Below are 18,071 nucleotides of genomic sequence, written 5' to 3'. Positions count from 1 at the left end.
TCCGGATCAATCGTTGAAATGAGCGGCGCCCTCATATATAGACACCGCTCCGCTAGCAGGATAACACGAATAGCAATAATTCCCAATTGTACAAAAGCAGGGATTAAACAGCATGGATATTGCCGGTCATGGTGTTTGTTTGACCAAACAATGGCTCAAATAGTTGCCATAATGTTTGATAATCATTAACATTTTCATTTTTACCCATGCTTGGGCATCTGCCCTGGCTTGCAATCCATAGATCTGGAGTTTTCCTGTGACCCTATCCCTGCACCGCAAAGGCTTTGCCCTGTTGATGGCTGCCGCCCTGACAGGCCTCGCCCCTGCCTACAGTCAGGCAGCCACTGATGTCCCTGCTGTCCTCAGCACCTATGCGGACATGGTGCATGCCAGCTATCAGGACGCCAGCAACAAGGCTCGTGAACTGCAAAAGGCTGTCGATGCCTTTGTCGCCAAGCCGTCTGCGGATGGCTTGCAAGCAGCCCGCAAAGCCTGGCTGGCTGCGCGTGAGCCATACGGCCAGACCGAGGTGTATCGCTTCTACGGCGGCCCGATCGACGATGCCAAAGATGTCGAAGGTCGCCTCAACTCCTGGCCACTGGATGAGGTCTACATCGACATGGTCAAGGGCAAACCGAATGCAGGCCTGATCAACAACCCCAAGATCGACCTTGCCGCTGAGCGGCTGATCAAGCTGAATACCAAGGGCGGCGAAGCCAATATCGTCACCGGCTACCACGCGGTGGAATTCATGCTGTGGGGGCAGGACTTCAACCCGCAAGGCCCAGGCGACCGCGCCTTTACCGATTTTGTTGACGGCCAGGCCAAAAATGCCGACCGCCGCCGCCAGTACCTGAAGGTGGTGACCGATCAACTGGTGGCGGATCTCGACTATCTGACGCAATCCTGGCAGGCGGGTAGTGCAGACAATTTCCGCAGTCGTTTCCTGAAGGACAAACCGGAAGCCAGCCTGCGCAAGGTATTGACCGGCATGGCCGTGCTCAGCAGCGCTGAACTCTCCGGCGAGCGCATGCAAGTCGCGCTGGATAACCAGGACCAAGAGGACGAGCATTCCTGCTTCTCTGACAATACCCATCGCGACATCGTCAACAATGCGTTAGGCATCCAGAACGTTTACCTGGGCAGCTACAAGCGGGTGGATGGCAGTGTGGTCAAGGGCCCCAGCCTGAAAGACCTGGTGGCTGACAAAGACCCCAAGCTGGCCGACAAGCTGGCACAGGACCTGGCCAGCACCCAACAAGCTGCTGAAGCCATCCAGGCTCCGTTTGATCAGGAAATCATCGGCAAGAAAGATGCGCCGGGCCGCAAACGGGTGCAGGCCACCATCGCATTGTTGAAAGCCCAGACCAAAACATTGGTCAGCGCTGCGCGCGCCATTGGTATCAACAAGCTGTCGGTCGACGCCCCGAATTGACGCCCTCACTTGGGCTGGTACAGCTGTTGCCAGCCAGCCCGGATCTCTCATCTGTACTCTTGCCGCCCATGCCTACCCTGCCCTCCAGTCGTACCGTCCTCACTGGCCTTAGCCTGCTGTCCTGTGCCATCCTGCTGGGGTTCACCAGCAGCCGTAACCTGCAACAGCAGAGCGACCCGGGAGAGGAACGCTCCGGCGGTGATACCACCGTGGTGGAAACCAACCGTCGTGCCTTTTCCCTGCCCGCTGCCAATATGAGCCTGGACCGGCGCGCACGCTTTGCCGTGGGTCACGCCTTCTTTAACCAGCCCTGGGTGGAAGCCCCCTCCAGTACGGCTGCCCGCGATGGGCTGGGCCCACATTTCATCGCCCGCTCTTGTACCGCCTGCCACAGCAATGATGGGCGTGCCGCACCGCCGGTGGAAGCTGATGAGCAACCGATGGGGCTGCTGTTCCGCCTCTCCATCGCCGGTGAAGGTGCGCATGGTTCGCCCAGGCCTGAGCCGACTTACGGTGGTCAGTTCAATAATCAGGCGGTGGACGGTGTCAAATCGGAAGGCAAGGTCAGCATCCAGTACACTGAAATGCCTGGCAAGTTTGCCGACGGCGAGCCTTACTCATTGCGCAAGCCCAGCTATCAGTTCACCGATCTGGGCTATGGTCCGATGCAGGCCGGCACGCTGGTATCACCGCGCATTGCGCAACAGGTCATCGGCCTCGGCTTGCTGGAGGCCATTCCGGCGGAAGCCATCCGCAAGCAGGCGGACCCGGATGACCGTAACAAAGATGGCATTTCCGGCCGCCCCAATCTGGTGTGGGATGCGGTAAGCAAGCGCATGCAACTGGGGCGCTTTGGCTGGAAGGCCAACACCCCCAATGTGGCGCATCAAAGCGCGGGGGCTTTCAATGGCGACATCGGCATCACTTCCTCGCTATTCCCGACAGAGGAATGCACGCCCTCACAAAAGGATTGCCAGCAGGCTGCGCGTGGCGGCAAGCCGGAAATTGCCGAGCACAATCTGCAAGCGATGATCTTCTACACTCGCACGCTGGCAGTACCGGCACGGCGGGAGGGGGACAAGCCGCAAGTCATCCGTGGCAAGCAATTGTTCGCCGAGAGTAACTGCATCGCCTGCCACACCGCATCCTGGAAGACCGGCACGCTCGCTGGTTTGCCAGAAGTCTCCAGACAGTGGATCCACCCCTATACCGACCTGCTGCTGCACGATATGGGTGAAGGACTGGCCGATGGCCGCCCGGATTTTCAAGCCACAGGTCACGAATGGCGTACCCCGCCCTTGTGGGGTATTGGCCTGATCCCGACCGTCAATGGCCACAGCTACTACCTGCACGATGGCCGAGCCCGCAATCTGAGCGAAGCCGTGCTGTGGCATGATGGTGAAGCCGCTGCTGCTCGCAACCGTTTCCTCAACATGAGCAAACAGGATCGTGAAGCGCTGCTGGCATTTCTGAATTCACTTTAAGTTTATGCCGCATGAGACGGATTTATAGTGCTTTTATTGCTTCGGTTGTGCTTGCGTCCACGCCGAGCCTGGCCGCCGATGATGACAGTGTGCAGGAACGCTTTCCCAAGTCCGCCTTGCTGAAAGGCTTGGCTGATGGCGTGTTTCAGCCGCAAGTGCAACAGTTTGCCCGGCAAAGCCAAACCTGGGCCCAAGACTGGCAGCACTATTGCCAGCATCCCAGTGCAAAGGGCTGGAAGCAACTGCAACAAGGCTGGCTGGCAACCGCCCGGCAATGGCAGGCACTGGAGATGGTACAGATCGGACCACTGATCGAGCGGCGTAGCCAGCGAGAAGTCAACTTCTGGCCCACCCGCCCTGCGCAGATCGACAACTGGCTCAAAAGCCATGATGCCCTGAGTGCGGATGCGCTGGAGACCCTGCCTGCCGCTGCCAAAGGGTTACCAGCCCTTGAATACCTGATGTCGCTTAAGCCCGCGCCAAAGGGGCGACGCTGCGCCGTGGCGACTTGGCTGGCGCGGGGGGTGGCCCAAGAGGCCGCAGGGCTGGAGCAGGATTGGCGCCAGGGCTATACGCGACAGCTTGCAGAAGCCGGCCAGCACCCGGAAGACAAGGTGTTTCTGCGTACCGACCAAGCGCTGGGCGAGCTGATCAACCTGATGATTGCCGGTATGGACTTTGTGCGGGTGCGCAAGCTGGAAAAGCCTTTGCAGCACAATCGTGACGAGCAGGACGCGCTGGACCGGATCGAAGCCTGGCGTAGCGGCCACTCCCTCAGTCTGCTGGAGGCCAATCTGGATGGCTTTAGTCGTGTTTTCTTCGGCATGGATGGCCCCGGCGGCAAAGCCGTGGGTTTTGACGACTATCTGGATGGGCGCGACAAGCTGGTACTGATCCGTCGTACCAAAGAGGACCTGGAAGAAGCCCGTGCCATCCTGCGCAACTTGAAGGGCAAGACGATGCAGCAAGCCATCCAGCGCCACCCGGCCCAGCTGGAGGCCCTGCAAACCATCCTGCGCCGCCTGCAAACCCGGCTGGAAAACGAGCTGGCACCCTTGCTGGACATACAGCTGGACTTCAACGCCAGCGACGGAGACTGAGCCGTGCAACTCAGCCGCAGACACCTGCTGCAAGGCATGCTGGCTTACAGCCTGCTGCCTGCGCTTGGGCACGCCACACCGGCACAAGCCGCCCCCCGCTGGCTGGTTTCGCCACTCAATATCGGTAACCTCAGCCACAATGGCCGGCTGCGCTGGCCACTGGAAGCCGGGCAAATCAGTGCCAAAACCCCCTTGCCCGCACGCGGGCATGGTGCGGTGTTCATCCATGACGGCAAGGTGCTGATCCTCGCCCGCCGTCCCGGTACCCAGGCCTGGTTGCTGGATCTGACTAGCGGTGAAGTCTGTGGCAGCTTTCGCAGTGATGAAGACCATCATCTGTTTGGCCACGCCGTCTATAGTGCCGACCAGCGCTATCTGTTCACCAGCGAGAACCATATCCCGACCGGGCAAGGCCGGATTGTGGTGCGGGATGCCCGTGACTTTCGGGTGCTGGACAGCCACCCCAGCCATGGCATTGGCCCGCATGAACTGATTCTGATGCCGGATGGTCACACCCTGGCCGTCGCCAATGGCGGTATCCTCACCCTGCCGGAAACCGGGCGCGTCAAGCTCAATGTCGCGAGCATGGTGTCTTCCCTCGCTTATGTGGATAGCCGGAACGGTGCGCTGCGCGGGGAATACCGGGTACCGCTGCCGCAGCTGTCGTTACGGCACCTGGCGCGCACCCCGGATGGACGACTGGCTGCCGCGATGCAGTTTGAAGGCCAGGACGACCGTACGCCGCTGATCGCCTTCCATCAAGGTGAAGACCCGCTGTCGATTCCCCAGCTGGCGGAAGACACGCAGCGTCGCATGGCCGGCTATACCGCCTCGATCGCCGCCCTCGCCTCACAACCGCTACATGCGGCCACCCACCCCAAAGGCAATGGGATATCGCTATGGCGCAATGGTCAATGGCAAGGCTGGGTAGACATCCCCAAGGCATCCGGCATCGCCGACATGGGCGATGCCTTTCTGGTATCGAATGAGCTGGGGGAACTGTACCGGGTCAGCCCGCAAGGCGAGAAACAGCTGCTGCTGCGTGAGCCCGGTGTGATGTGGGACAACCACATTTACCTGAGCCCACCCGCTGCCTGATCAACGCCGCCACCAGCGGGCGCGGTGCAGATCCTGCCATGCGGCCTTACGGAAGGCGGCCGCGTGGCGGACCAGGATCGCCGCCACCTGCTCCATCATCTGGTCCTGCGCTTCACTATCGCCGTCGCTAACCGCCTGCAAGTGCAGGGCAGCCAACTCATCCACGATGGTATCCAGAATCTGCGAGGCGGTTTCCGACATCAGCAGACGGTAGCCCGGTGCCTGCACAAACAACTGGAATACCGCCTGCCGGGCCTGCTGCTCCAGCTCTTCGCCCTGCACCAAGGGTACGGCAGATAGTGCTACCGCACGCATCGCCCCTTCCCCGGCCCACAGCTGGATTTTTCCCAGTGCCTGCAAGGTATCCTGATAAGCCAGCCGTCGCTCATCCCACAAGCGCTCGTACCGACGCTGCCACAAGGTGATCCAGGCACCGGCCAGTACGCCGATCAGTGCCGTCAGTAAACTGAATACGGCCCCCCATAGGGGACTGCCACTGGCATTCATGATTCATCCTCCTGCCTCAAACGTGCAACCAGACCGGAATGGCGCAGCGGTACCAGCCGCACAGCCTCGCGCAAGCGGGCCTCATGGCCAAACAGCGTGACCTGCCGCCGTGCGCGGGTGACGGCGGTATACAGTAGGGGGCGGCTGAGCAAGGGGCTGGCCTGCTCGGGCAACACCAGCGCCACATGTGAAAATTCAGAGCCTTGGCTCTTGTGCACCGTCATCACATAGGCGGGTTCATGCGGAGGCAGGCGTGCGGGGGGCAATGCCCGCCAGCCGCCGCCATCTGCCGCAAACCAGACCTTGAGCTGCCCCTGCGCGTCCGGCAGCATGATGCCAAGGTCGCCATTGTAGAGCTGCAGGCTGTAATCATTCTGCTGAATCAATACCGGCAAGCCGGGATAGCGTGGTTCCGCCCGAATCCAGCCACGGTTGGCAAAACGGTAAGCCAGCTGGGCATTGAGCTGCTGGGTACCATCCGGCCCCTCGTGCAAGGCCGCCAGCACCCGCACCGCATCCAGCGCTGTAAAACAGGCCGCCACATCGCCCTGCCGGACTGCGGCAAAGTAGTCTGCAAACAGTGCCGTCAGTTGCTCCAGCATCTCGACCCGCGACAGCGTGTGCCAGTGCAGATCCGGATTGTGCTGCAACACAGCCAGCACCGCGTCTTCCTGCCCGGCATTGATATGGCGGGCCAGCTGGCCGATTCCAGCATCACCGGCAAAGCGATAACTGTGGTGCAGGAACTGTACCGCATTGCCCAGTTGGCTACGCCCGGCACGCGGCAAAATGACATGGCCGGTCAGTCGGGACAAGGACTCGACTTGCTGTGCGTCCAGCCCGGCGTCGGCACACAGGTCGGCAAACACGCTGCCCGCCTCCACCGAGGACAACTGGTCCTTGTCACCGAGCAGGATCAGGCGAGCATCCACCGGCAAGGCATCCAGCAGATGCGCCATCAGGCTGACATCCACCATCGACGCCTCATCCACCACCAGCACATCCAGCGGTAACGGATTGCTGGCATGATAGCGATAGCCAATGCGGTCCGGTCGGGGCTGCAGCAGCCGGTGCAGGGTTTCCGCCTGTTGCGGCAAGCCTTGCAGGGCGACCAGCCAGTCCGCCGGCAAGCCGGGCAGCACCTGGGCTGCGGTCAACCGCAGGCTCTCCGCCAGCCGGGCCGCAGCCTTGCCGGTAGGCGCAGCCAGCCGGATGCGCAAGCTCTGCGGCGCGCTCAGTTGCAGCGCGCACAGCATATTGAACACAGTACGGCTTTTACCGGTTCCGGGCCCACCCGAGAGGATGGTCAACCCCTGGCGCAGGCTGGCCGCCACCGCCACGCATTGCCAGTCCGGCTGTTGCTGGCTACCCGCAAACAGTCGGGCCAGCAGTGCCGGGCTGTCGGGCCGGGACCAATCAGCACCACTTCGCAAGCGTTGCAACAAGCCTTGTGTCAGTTGTTGCTCGTAGTGCCAGTAACGGGCCAGATAAAAACGGTCCAGCTGATAGAGGATGGGCTTGAACTCGCCCGGTCTGCCGACCAGCGGGCTCGCCAGCAAGGCCTCACAGGCTGCCGGGCCCAGCATGTCTCGACTCAGGCAGACATGACCCGCCTCCAGCGCTTCCACCAGCTGCTGCACCGCATGCTCCAGCTCGGCACTATGCGCATCAACCAGACGCAACAAGGACTGACTCAGCGGGCGGGCCAGGATACTCATGCCTGCACCCCGGCAAAGAAGTGATCCAGCGCATCAATCATGGCCAGCGAAGGCAGGTCAGCATACACCCCGCAGCCGGACTGTCCGGTCGCCGTGCCGCGCAGGAACAGATAACGCACCCCCCCCATGTGCTGTTCATACTGATAGCCGGGCAGCCGTTGCTGCAGATAGCGGTGCAAGGCCAGCGTATACAGCAGGTATTGCAAATAATAGTGCTCATGTGCGATGGCGTGGCTCAGTCGCTGCGGCACATAATCCTCCGCCCCTCCTCCCAGCCAGTTTGATTTGTAATCAATAACATAGAATTTTTTGTTAATGCGACATATCAAGTCTACATAGCCCTTGAGATAGCCTGCCGCCGCCTGATGGTTCAGCTGTCCCAGCACCTGGCGGCAAGGCTCCGGCAAGCCCAGCTCCGAGCGTGCCAGTAGCTCTGCCAGCTGCGGCATGGACAGCGCGGGCAGCGGGAAAGTGAACTCCAGCTCGACCAGACGCTCACGCTGCGTGACTTGTGCCAGGCAGCCACCGGCCTCATCCAGCGGCTGCTGCAGGGTAGTTTGCAGCATGTCTAGCAGCACCGGCTCCCAGTGCGCCTCATAGCCCTGTCCCGCCAGCAGGGTACGGACCACGGGTTGCCAAGCTAAACGGGGTGCGCAGAAATCAATCTGCTCAAACAGGCTGTGCAGGAAAGTACCCGGTCGGGCCCCTTTCGGGAAAGCAAACATGCCCGAAGCCGGTGCATCACTCTCGGTCGGCTGCGGCTGGGTGCGGCCATCATGGTCGGGTAGTTCGATGTACGCCGCAGACAGGTTTCGGGTCAATGCCGTAAAGCTGCTCATTTGCCACTGGCTGCGCAAGTGGCGGCCAAACCGGGCGACCTCGACTTGTGGTGTACTCAGTTCTGCTTGCCAGCGTGCCTGCGATACATCGTCAGCAAGCTGCCAATGCATTTGCCCGCCCATCCGTGCTTGCCAATCCTGCAGCAGTGCCTGCCACCCCGCCTGATCCAGCGCTTCGGTCATCATCAGGTGTTCCGGCAAGCTGGTGGCCGTGCCGTGCAGCAGCCAGGACAAGGCGGCCCGCCCGGCATCCTTGACCCAGCCCCAATACAGATAACAGCGGTGGCGGGCGCGGGTCAGCGCCACATAGAGCAGGCGTAGCTGTTCGGCAAAGCGCTCGCTTTCGGCGCGGGCACGAGCAGTGGCAGGTGCACCCAGGTAGAGTGTTGCCACGCCCACCTCATCACGGCAGCTGAGCACATCCTGCTCGTGGCGCTGCAGCAGCTTGCCGTCCCAGGCAAACGGACAGAACACCACCGGATACTCCAGCCCCTTGCTGGCATGAATGGTGACAATCCGCACCCGCTGCGCATCGCTCTCCAGCCGGATCAGCGCTTCATCCTGACCGCCTTCCGGCTGCAGTGTCTGGTCGCAGAACCAGCGGTACAGACTGTCCATTCCCAGGTGGACATGGCTCTCCGCCTGGGTCAGCTCCAGCAAGTGCAATACATTGGTCAGGCGCCGCTCGCCATCCTGCAGACGCAGCAAGTGTTCGGCAACCGCCCGCTCGTCCAGTAGCTGGCGCGCCATCGGCAAGAAGCCCTGCTCGCGCCACAGCTGATGGTAGCGGTTGAAATCTTCAACCTGCTGCTCCCAGTGCTCCGGCGTTTCACGCAGTTGCCACAGCGCTGTGCCATCCAGCCCGAACCAGTGGCTGCACAAGGCGGCGGTCAGCGCAGACTGTCGGTTGGGCTGCAGCACCGCCGCCAGCAGGTTGCGCAGTTCCACCGCCTCTTCTGTCAGGAAGACATTGTGCGTGGCCTGCTGCACACACGGGACACCCCGCTCACGCAAAGCCTCGGCCATCAGGCTGCCTTGCCGGTGGCTGGGCACCAGTACCGCAATGTCACCACCGTGCAGCCGTCGCCCTTCCAGCATCACGGCCGGATCGCTCAGCAGACGTACCATCTCGCTGGCAGCGTGCTGTGCACTCTGGCGGCTGGCCTCCTCCTTGCTCAGTGCGGTGCCATCCGCCGCCAGCAGTCGCCACTGCAGGGGTGCCGCCAGCTGCGTGCCACCGTGCAAGGCCGAGGGGCCGCGCCGCGCAGCGTCTACTGGCTGAAACACAATTCCCGGCAGCAAAAAGGGCTGAGGCCGGGCAAACAACTGATTGACGGCACTGACCAGCGCCTCGTCTGAGCGGTGGTTGACCCCCAGACTATGCTGCTGACCGGCATCGTGCCGGGCCTGCAGATAGGTAAACACGTCCGCCCCACGGAAGCTGTAGATCGCCTGCTTGGGGTCACCCACCAGCCAAGCCACCGCATCGTCATCACCGTACAATTGCTGGAAGATGCGGTACTGTACCGGGTCGGTATCCTGGAATTCGTCGATCAATGCTGCCGGAAAGCGCTGGCGCACCCGCTGGCGCAGGAATTCGGCAGCCGGGCCCTCCAGCGCCTGCGCCAGCCGATTGAGCAGGTCATCATAGGACAGCACACCCTCGGTTTCCTTGCGCGCGGGTAGCGCCGCTTGGCAGTGACGATACAGCGCCGCCAGCACATGCTGATAACGCTGCTCCAGCGCAATCAGCATGCTTTTCTGCTCCATCAGCAAGTCCTGCCAGGCGATGAAGAAGGCGTGCACAGGGGCCTCACTGCCTGCCTTGCAGCTGGCAGACAAGCTGTCCTGGGCCAAGCGTTCAGCCTTGTCAAACAGGGCTTGCTGGTGAGCCTGCTCCGGGCGCAGCCAGGCATCCATTTTGCCGAGCCACAGGCGGCACCAGTCCTCTCGATACACGTTCTTCTTCAAGGCCGGGCTGGCGAGCAAGGCGGTGATGGTGTCAGCCTCTGCCTGCCATAGTGCGCGGCAATGCTGATAATGCTGCGCAAGGCGTTGCCAGCTGGCCTCCAGCTCACCGGCTTCTGGCGCCGCCACCTGCAACCAGGGCTGCCCGATGTAGCTCCGCAGGGTGCGCAGCAGGGTATAAGGCGTAATGTGATGGTCCAGCAGCCATTGCAGCAACAGCGGATGAACATCGTGTACCAGTCGCCGCCAGCTGTCAGCGATCAACTCCAGCAGCAGGCCACTATCATCGGTCAGCAGGGCCTGCTCGAAGGGCACCCCAGCCTCCAGCGCCACGTCGCCCAGCACCCGCTGACAAAAGCCGTGAATGGTGAAGATCGCAGCTTCGTCGAAACCCCGCAGTGCATAGTCCAGACGGGTCAAGGCGCGGAAACGCGCCTCACCGGCGGGCAGGCGCTTCAGCAGCACCCGTCCGACCGGATCGGTACTGTCACCGTGATACAACCAGTCTCGTGCTTCCGCCAGCCGCAGCCGCAGCCGCTCGCGCAGCTCGGCAGTGGCCGCCTTGGTATAGGTCACCACCAGAATCTGCTCGATCGGCAACCCCTGCTCCAGCAGCAAGCGCAGTACCAGATTGGCGATCGTCCAGGTTTTGCCGGTCCCGGCGCTGGCTTCAATCAGTTGCAAGCCGCGCAGCGGAAACCCCATCAGGGTAGGTTCAACCAGCTTCATGGCTGACCTCCCGGTGTGCAAACATCGGTGCCAGCAGGCGCTGCGCCCAGTCGCAGAATGCCTGGCCCAGCGGATTGTGGTCACGGTACAGCAGGCGGTAATACGCTTGCTCACCTTCGCCAAACTGGCCGGGGTGGCGATGCTCCGGGGGTAACCACACACGCTCTGCCGCCTTCATGGCATCTTTGCCCTGCTGCTGGGCCACAAACCAGGCATGTGCACTCTTGATGAAAAACGGCAGCGGCTGGTTCCCGGCAAGGCAGAAGGCCTGTTCCAAGTCCAGCAGCAGCGGCTCGGGTTCGGCCACGCGCTCAAACTGCAGCCACTGCGCGCCATTGCGCTCATCGTGCGCCAGCCAGCGGCTCTGGCAGGCCACATCCTGGGGTTGTAGTACGCACAACAACAGATGCTGTATCCATAGCAGGAATTCATCCGCTGGACGCAGGCGGTCTGCACGCAAGCCGAGCAATCCTGACGGCGTCAACCGCCAGTTGCCCTGCCCCAATACCCCTTGCAGGCGCAGCTGTTGGCCTTGCCAGTGAAAGGGTAAGGGTGGCAAGGTCTCTGCCGCGCCGGGCAAGGCTTGCAGAAAAGGCTGCAACGTGGTCCGCTCTGCCTGATACATCAGCCCCCCCATCGGACCGGCAGGCAGCAAACCATCCGCCTCGACCAGACACTGCACCGTCTCCGCATCGCCCCACGGGCGACCTTGTGCCTGCTGCAGCCAACGCCGCAGCGCCTGCCGGGCATGCCAGTCCAGCTCAAACGGCTCATACCCTTCCGGCTCCGCCCGGGGCTCATCCAGCCAGATGGAGAGCCGCTCCCGCAGCAGATAGCGGGCAGGGTTACGGAAGCATTGCAGCCACTCTTCCAGCGATGCGCTATCTACGACACGCTCAGGCAAGGGCTGTTGGAACAGCGGCGTGAGGCTACCCTCGCCCAAGCCCGCCAACACACCGGCTCGCGCATAAGGCGCGGCATAGCTGCGCAGCCGCCCAGCGTCGGGCTGAAACAGACGGGCATCAAATGGCTGCAAGGGATGGGCCAGCGTCACGCGAGACAAGGCGTCCGGGTCGGCACAGCTCAGGCGGATCACGTCCAGCAATTCAGCCAGCAGCGGCGATGGTGGCAGACTCTGCCCATCACGAATGCTGAAACCGACATGACTGAGGTAGAGCACTTGCCGGGCCGACAGCAGTGCCTCAAGGAACAGGTAACGGTCGTCAAATCGGCGCGAGCGGTCTCCCCGCCGATAATGCTGTGCCACCAGATCGAAGGATTGCGGGCGCAATTGTCGTGGGAAATCGCCATCGTTGAGCCCCAGCAGACATAGCACGCGGAAGGGCAGACTGCGCATCGGCACCATCGCGCAGAAGGTTACCCCGCCGGACAAAAAGCCGGTGGAACCATAGGCTTGTGAACCATGCCGCTGTAGCCAGCGCCGCAGCCAAGGCAGGCCAAATGTCTGGCCAAACCCGGCCAGCGTGGTGTCTTCAAGCAACTGTGCCAGGGTGTCGCGCAGGTGCTGCACGGCTTGTTGTTCGTCCTCATCGGGCTCGAAAAACTGCTCCAGCACTTGATGTAACTGCGCGACCCAGTCTGCCGCCGACTGCGGCTCGGCCACTCGTAGGTGCAGCTGCCCCAGTTGTTCGACAAACATGGCCAGCCTGGCCAGCAGCTGTGCCTTGCTGCCCTCTGCCACCGCGACCGGCAACATGCCCGCAAACAAGGGGACCTCAGCTTCAGCCAGCTCGACCGGCAATGCCACACCCAGCAGCAGGCGGTCCAGCCCCTGTTGCCAGCTGTGCGCGGGATCATCAAGCAGCCCCAGCTCTACCTTGTGCCGGGCATCCCTCGCCCAGCGGATGGCGGCAGCCTCCACCCACTGCCGCAGCAGCGGCAACTCAGCCTCCTTGATGCCAAAGCAACGCGCCAGCGCCGGGCAAGACAGCAAGTCCAGCACCTCAGCGGCAGCAAACCGCCCCGCAGCCACCTGCAGCAGTTGCTCCACCACCTGCAACAGCGGCCACTGGCTGAGCAAAGAGCGGTCAGCAATGCCGTAGGGGATGTAGGGCACCCCTTCCCGTTTGGCAAACACCGCATCAATCAGCGGGGCGTAGGTATGAATGTCCGGCATCAGCACCGCCACATCCGCAGGCTGCAAGCTGGGGTCGGCTTCAAACAGCTGCAGCAGCTGGTCGTGCAACACCTCCAGCTCGCGCATCGGGCTATGGCACAGATGGTGCTGGATGGAGACATCGTCTTCCGCCAGCACATGGTCGGCAGCCGGTTCACGCAGGTAGAGAATGTCATTCTGCAAGCGTGCCAGCAGCGTAGGCTGCTCGTTCTCGACGAACAAATCGTGCAGTTCGCCACTGTGGCGCTCGACCAGCATGTCCATGAAATCACGGCCTTGACGGCCCAGAGAGGCCAGCAGCGGGTGCCCCAGGTCCAGATAGAGGTCTTCGGGCCGCGCCGGGCCCGCATCTTCCAGCAGCAGATCCAGCTGCGGAGGCTGTCGGGTCAGATGCCCCCAAGCCTCCTGGCAAGGATTGAGCACAAACAGACACACATCCAGCTGCTGCGATAGTCCGTGCAGGATGTCCACATAAGCGGGCGGCATGGCACTGATGCCGAACAGGATCACGCGTTGCGGCAGGTGTGCCGGTCGCTCCCCCTGTGCCAGCCGGTCCAGCAGATGCTGCAACAGGCGTACCCGGTGCGGCGCACTGTCTTGCGCGGCAAGACGCTGCCACAGTGGCTGCTGCCACCGCTCTTCTTCCCCCAGCCCCAGCTGCCGACCCTGCTCCCAGGCCTCAATCCAGTCGGGCCGGTACATCAGGTAGTGGTCAAAAATATCGGCCACCTGCCAGGCCAGCTCAAAGCGGCGGCGCTCGTCTGGCTGCTGCAGATAGTGCTGCAAGGACGGGTGCAGTGCCATGACCTCCGGCGAGGCCAGCTGCTCGGCAATGCGCCAGGCCATGATGTCCGGACTGAAGCCGGAGCGGCGCGGCAAATCGGCCTGCATGGCGCGGAACAGTTGCCAGATGAAGGTGGCGGGCAGGGGAAACTGCAAGTTGGCGCAAATACCATTGCGCTTCGCCAGTTGCAGGGTGATCCACCGCGCCATACCTTTGCTCTGCACCACCACGACTTCCGGCTCGAACGGCGAAGGCAGCGGCTGGCGAATCACCGCCAGCAGCAGTTCCAGCAAGGTTTCCAGTCGGTTGGCCTGATAGAGATGGAGCATGGCCGAGAGTATGCCGTCAAAGTGGTGACGAGGCCAGCTGCGGCTTGTACCGTTACCCTGTCCTGTTGACCTGCTCTCGCACCTGAACATCAATTGACGTTAACGTAAACGTAAATGATAATGCAGCTATCCCCTCTCTCATGCAGGAGCTGGACCATGCGCAACGATCCGATTGTCATCACCAGTATTGCCCGTACCCCGATGGGGGGCTTTCAGGGTGATTTTCACAACCTGAGTGCCAGCGAGCTAGGCGCCGTTGCCGTGCGTGCCGCAATCGAACGCAGTCAGTTGAGCGGCACCGACCTGGACGAAGCCATCATCGGCAATGTGCTGTCCGCCGGACAAGGCCAGGCCCCAGCCCGCCAAGCCATTATTGGTGCCGGTTTGCCGCAGTCGGTGCCCTGCACCACCATCAACAAGATGTGCGGTTCAGGCATGCAGGCCCTGATGCTGGCCCATGACCTGTTGCTGGCCGACAGCAACCGGGTGATGCTGGCCGGCGGCATGGAAAGCATGAGCAATGCTCCCTACCTGCTGCCCAAGGCCCGCGCAGGCATGCGCCTGGGCCACGGCGAAGTCAAGGATCATATGTTTCTGGATGGTCTGGAAGATGCCTATGACAAAGGCCGCCTGATGGGCAGCTTTGCCGAAGAATGCGCAGACCAGTACGGTTTTAGCCGTGAGGCACAGGATGAATTTGCCATTCGCTCGCTGACCCGTGCGCAGCAAGCCACCACGGAGCAGCGCTTTGCCGCAGAAATTGCACCGGTTACCCTGCGCGGCAAGCAAGGCGAGCACGTCATCAGCGTGGATGAGCAGCCCGGCAAGGCCCGGCTGGACAAGATCCCGCAGCTGAAACCCGCCTTCCGCAAAGATGGCACCATCACCCCGGCCAATGCCAGCTCCATTTCGGATGGTGCCGCCGCGCTGGTGTTGATGCGGGCCTCTGAAGCCGAGCGCCGTGGCCTTGCGCCGCTGGCCCGAATCGTCGGCCATGCCAGCCATGCCCAAGCTCCGGCCTTGTTCACCACCGCCCCGGTATTTGCCATGCAGAAGCTGCTGCAACGCTGCGGCTGGCAAGCCAGCGATGTGGATTTGTACGAGATCAATGAAGCCTTTGCCGTCGTCACCATGGCGGCCATGCATGACCTCAAGCTTTCGGCTGACAAGGTCAACATTCATGGCGGAGCATGCGCCCTGGGCCACCCGATCGGAGCCTCTGGTGCACGTGTGGTAGTGACCCTGCTGTCCGCTTTACGACAGTATGGGCTCAAGCGCGGTGTGGCTTCATTGTGCATTGGTGGTGGCGAAGCCACAGCCATGGCGTTTGAATGCCTCTGACGGGTAGAGAAGCACTCGCCTTGTCGCCCAGCCTCTTGTAGCATGTGGGCTGGTTTCAGGGCTTGTTCTTCTCGTGTACCCATGAGGTAAATGCATGCTGTACTTTGAAGATTTAACGCCAGGCCGGGTGTTCCATGGTGGCCCCATCAGTGCCACCGTGGAAGAAATTGTGGATTTCGCCCGGCGCTTTGACCCGCAGCCCTTTCATCTGGATCCGATGGCGGGCCTGCAGAGTGTGTTTGGCGGTCTGGTGTCATCAGGCTGGCATACTGCAGCCTTGACCATGCGTATGCTGGCCGACTCTGATCTGAGCAAGATCAGCAATGGGCTGGTGGGCTTGCAGATCGACAAGCTGATCTGGCATCAGCCGGTTCGGCCGGGCGATGTGATTCGGGCCGAGTTTGATGTCATGGGCCGCAAGCACTCGCAATCTCGCCCCGGTTTTGGCGTGGTGACCCTGGCATGGCGTACCTTCAATCAGCATGACCAATTGATCATGAGTCTGGAAAACGCCATCTGGGTGGCGTTACGACCGACTGAGGGCTGAATGTGCTGCTGAATGAAGACCAGCGTCTGATCCGTGACGCCGTGCGTGATTACGCACAACATGAACTGTGGCCCACTGCGGCTGAACGTGACCGCAGCCACCGTTTCCCCCACGAAGAATTGCAGGCTTTGGCCAGCATGGGTCTGTTTGGCCTGACAGTACCGACCGAATGGGGTGGCGCCGGGCTGGATTACCTGTCTGCAGCTGTGGCACTGGAAGAAGTGGCTGCAGGAGATGGTGCCATCTCGACCATCCTGTCCGTACAAAATTCCGTAGTGTGCGGGCCGGTCTTGCACTTTGGTACCCCGGAGCAGAAGGCGCGTTTCCTGCGCCCCTTTGCCTCAGGCGAGATGCTGGGCGCGTTTTGCCTGACTGAGCCTCAGGCCGGCTCAGACGCGGCCGCACTGCAGGCCAAGGCGGTGCGGGAGGGTGATGACTACCTGGTCAGCGGCAGCAAACAGTTCATCACCAATGGCAGCCACGCGGGTGCCGCCATCGTGTTTGCGGTAACAGACCCAAACGCCGGGCGTCAAGGCATTACCGCCTTTATCGTCCCCACGGATTTACCTGGCTTTGAAGTCGTTCGTGTAGAAGACAAGCTCGGACAGCATTGTTCCGACACGGCGGCACTGGCTTTTGACAAGGTGCGCGTGCCCGCCTTACTGCGTCTGGGGCAGGAAGGCGAAGGCTACCGCATTGCGCTGGCCAATCTGGAATCCGGTCGAATTGGTATCGCGGCCCAATGCCTCGGCATGGCGCGCAGCGCCTTGCAGTGTGCGCTGGATTATGCCCGTGAGCGGCAGAGCTTCGGCAAGCCCATATACCAGCATCAAGCGGTGCAATTCCGCCTGGCCAGCGCGGCCACCCGTCTGGAGGCGGCACGGCAGCTGGTGTGGCACGCAGCCAGCCTGAAAGATGCCGGCCAGCCCTGCTTGAAAGAAGCCGCCATGGCCAAACTGTTTGCTTCAGAGATGGCCGAGCAGGTCTGCTCTGATGCCTTGCAGACCTTTGGCGGCTATGGCTACCTCAATGACTTCCCGGTCGAGCGCATCTACCGCGATGTACGTGTCACGCAGATCTACGAAGGCACCAGCGATATCCAGCGCTTGATCATCGCCCGCGAGCTGGGGATGGAGGGCGCCAGCCTCGCCTGACCCCCAGCCGCCTCCTTAGAACCTGTTTATGGTCTCGCGAGCGAGGGTGAGACAAGGCGAAAACGACTGAGGAAGCGGAGTTTACTGGGTGTAAATGAGCATTCCGAAGTGGTTTTCAACGCCGTATCGCCGTCGTGCAGCAGACCATAAACAGGTTCTTACACACGCAGGCCGTCTTGCAACCGCTGCCAGATGGCTTGCTGGTGGGGATTCAGGAAGAAATGGTCCCCGTTGAAATCATGCCGCGTCATGCCCGCAGCCCCCAGCTCAGACCAGGCCAGTGCGCGGGGCAGTTCCACATAGGGATCTGCGTCCCCCAGCAGCAAGTGCATGGGGCACGTTAGCCCCCCTTCCTGATCCTGCCAGACATAGCGCTCAGACAAGGCGAAATCTGCCCGGATACCCGGCAGCAGCAATTCCATCATCTCGGCATGGTCCAGCAGTTCAGCCGGTGTGCCGTTATAGTCCCGCAGCGCCTCGATCAAGTCACGCTCCGGCAAGTCATGCAGACGGCGCTTGAGGGCCCGCCGGTGCGGTGCCTCGGCACCAGACAGCCACAGTGAATGCAACGGTAGCCCTCGCGACCGCAATGCTCGCGCCGTTTCGAATGCCAGAAGTGCGCCGAGGCTGTGGCCGAAAAAGGCTACCGGGCGATCAAACAGCGGCGCCAGCTCGGCGCACAATACATCGACCAGGGTTGGCCAGTCATCGCACGGGGGGTCAAACAAACGACTCCCCCGCCCCGGCAGACTGACAATCTGCAGGCCGATCTGCGGCCCCAGCCCCTCGGACCAGCCTTGAAAGGCAGCCACACTGCCCCCCGCAAACGGAAACCCGATCAGCCGAATTCGGGCATCACTGGCCGGCTGGCCAAATAGCCATTTTGACTCTGTTTTCACAA

General features: G+C 61.8%; 12 protein-coding genes. 7 read left to right on the top strand and 5 right to left on the bottom strand.

Annotated features, from left to right (window positions below):
• Positions 1-256: 256 nt before the first annotated feature.
• From ACE3O2_RS08045 to ACE3O2_RS08030, 4 genes are all read left to right on the top strand, one after another.
• Complete coding sequence (locus ACE3O2_RS08045) at positions 257-1,435, top strand: imelysin family protein (RefSeq protein ID WP_374336387.1); 1,179 nt, start codon at positions 257-259, stop codon at positions 1,433-1,435.
• A 68-nt stretch (positions 1,436-1,503) separates the two neighbouring features.
• On the top strand, positions 1,504-2,919 hold the full coding sequence (locus ACE3O2_RS08040) for a di-heme oxidoredictase family protein (RefSeq protein ID WP_374336385.1): 1,416 nt from the start codon (positions 1,504-1,506) through the stop codon (positions 2,917-2,919).
• A 47-nt stretch (positions 2,920-2,966) separates the two neighbouring features.
• Positions 2,967-4,019 (top strand): imelysin family protein, encoded by a 1,053-nt coding sequence (locus ACE3O2_RS08035; RefSeq protein ID WP_374336383.1) that lies wholly within the window; start codon positions 2,967-2,969, stop codon positions 4,017-4,019.
• A gap of 3 nt (positions 4,020-4,022) precedes the next feature.
• Positions 4,023-5,117, top strand: a complete 1,095-nt coding sequence (locus ACE3O2_RS08030) for a DUF1513 domain-containing protein (RefSeq protein ID WP_374336381.1) — start codon at positions 4,023-4,025, stop codon at positions 5,115-5,117.
• On the opposite strand, the gene ACE3O2_RS08025 is transcribed toward ACE3O2_RS08030, so the two are convergent.
• The 4 genes from ACE3O2_RS08025 to recC are packed head-to-tail and all read right to left on the bottom strand — an operon-like array spanning position 5,118 to position 14,128.
• On the bottom strand, positions 5,118-5,624 hold the full coding sequence (locus ACE3O2_RS08025; protein WP_374336379.1) for a hypothetical protein: 507 nt from the start codon (positions 5,622-5,624) through the stop codon (positions 5,118-5,120).
• The gene (gene recD, locus ACE3O2_RS08020) at positions 5,621-7,342 is read right to left on the bottom strand and encodes an exodeoxyribonuclease V subunit alpha (RefSeq protein ID WP_374336377.1); all 1,722 of its coding nucleotides are present in this window, start codon (positions 7,340-7,342) and stop codon (positions 5,621-5,623) included. Before recD ends, ACE3O2_RS08025 begins: the two co-directional genes overlap by 4 nt.
• Positions 7,339-10,878: an exodeoxyribonuclease V subunit beta gene (gene recB / locus ACE3O2_RS08015; protein WP_374336375.1), complete on the bottom strand. Its 3,540-nt coding sequence runs from the start codon at positions 10,876-10,878 to the stop codon at positions 7,339-7,341. Before recB ends, recD begins: the two co-directional genes overlap by 4 nt.
• Positions 10,865-14,128, bottom strand: a complete 3,264-nt coding sequence (gene recC / locus ACE3O2_RS08010) for an exodeoxyribonuclease V subunit gamma (RefSeq protein WP_374336373.1) — start codon at positions 14,126-14,128, stop codon at positions 10,865-10,867. The genes recB and recC overlap by 14 nt, the downstream gene beginning before the upstream one ends.
• A 156-nt stretch (positions 14,129-14,284) precedes the next feature.
• On the opposite strand from recC, the gene ACE3O2_RS08005 reads away from it, so the two are divergent.
• The 3 genes from ACE3O2_RS08005 to ACE3O2_RS07995 all read left to right on the top strand — a co-directional run bounded on the left by ACE3O2_RS08005 (position 14,285) and on the right by ACE3O2_RS07995 (position 17,170).
• Positions 14,285-15,469 carry an acetyl-CoA C-acyltransferase gene (locus ACE3O2_RS08005; protein WP_374336371.1) on the top strand — a complete coding sequence of 395 codons (1,185 nt, stop codon included), beginning with the start codon at positions 14,285-14,287 and terminating at the stop codon, positions 15,467-15,469.
• Between the two features lie 94 nt (positions 15,470-15,563).
• Entirely contained in the window at positions 15,564-16,016 is a 453-nt protein-coding gene (locus ACE3O2_RS08000) for a MaoC family dehydratase (protein ID WP_374336369.1), read from the top strand.
• 2 nt (positions 16,017-16,018) lie between these two features.
• Positions 16,019-17,170: an acyl-CoA dehydrogenase family protein gene (locus tag ACE3O2_RS07995; protein ID WP_374336367.1), complete on the top strand. Its 1,152-nt coding sequence runs from the start codon at positions 16,019-16,021 to the stop codon at positions 17,168-17,170.
• 158 nt (positions 17,171-17,328) lie between these two features.
• On the opposite strand, the gene ACE3O2_RS07990 is transcribed toward ACE3O2_RS07995, so the two are convergent.
• A complete protein-coding gene (locus tag ACE3O2_RS07990) occupies positions 17,329-18,069 on the bottom strand; it encodes a thioesterase II family protein (RefSeq protein ID WP_374336365.1) in 741 nt (246 codons plus the stop codon).
• Positions 18,070-18,071 lie beyond the last annotated feature (2 nt).

It is taken from the genome of Leeia sp., assembly GCF_041909055.1.
Taxonomy (GTDB): domain Bacteria; phylum Pseudomonadota; class Gammaproteobacteria; order Burkholderiales; family Leeiaceae; genus Leeia; species Leeia aquatica.
This window is presented reverse-complemented; position numbering and strand designations above follow the sequence as displayed.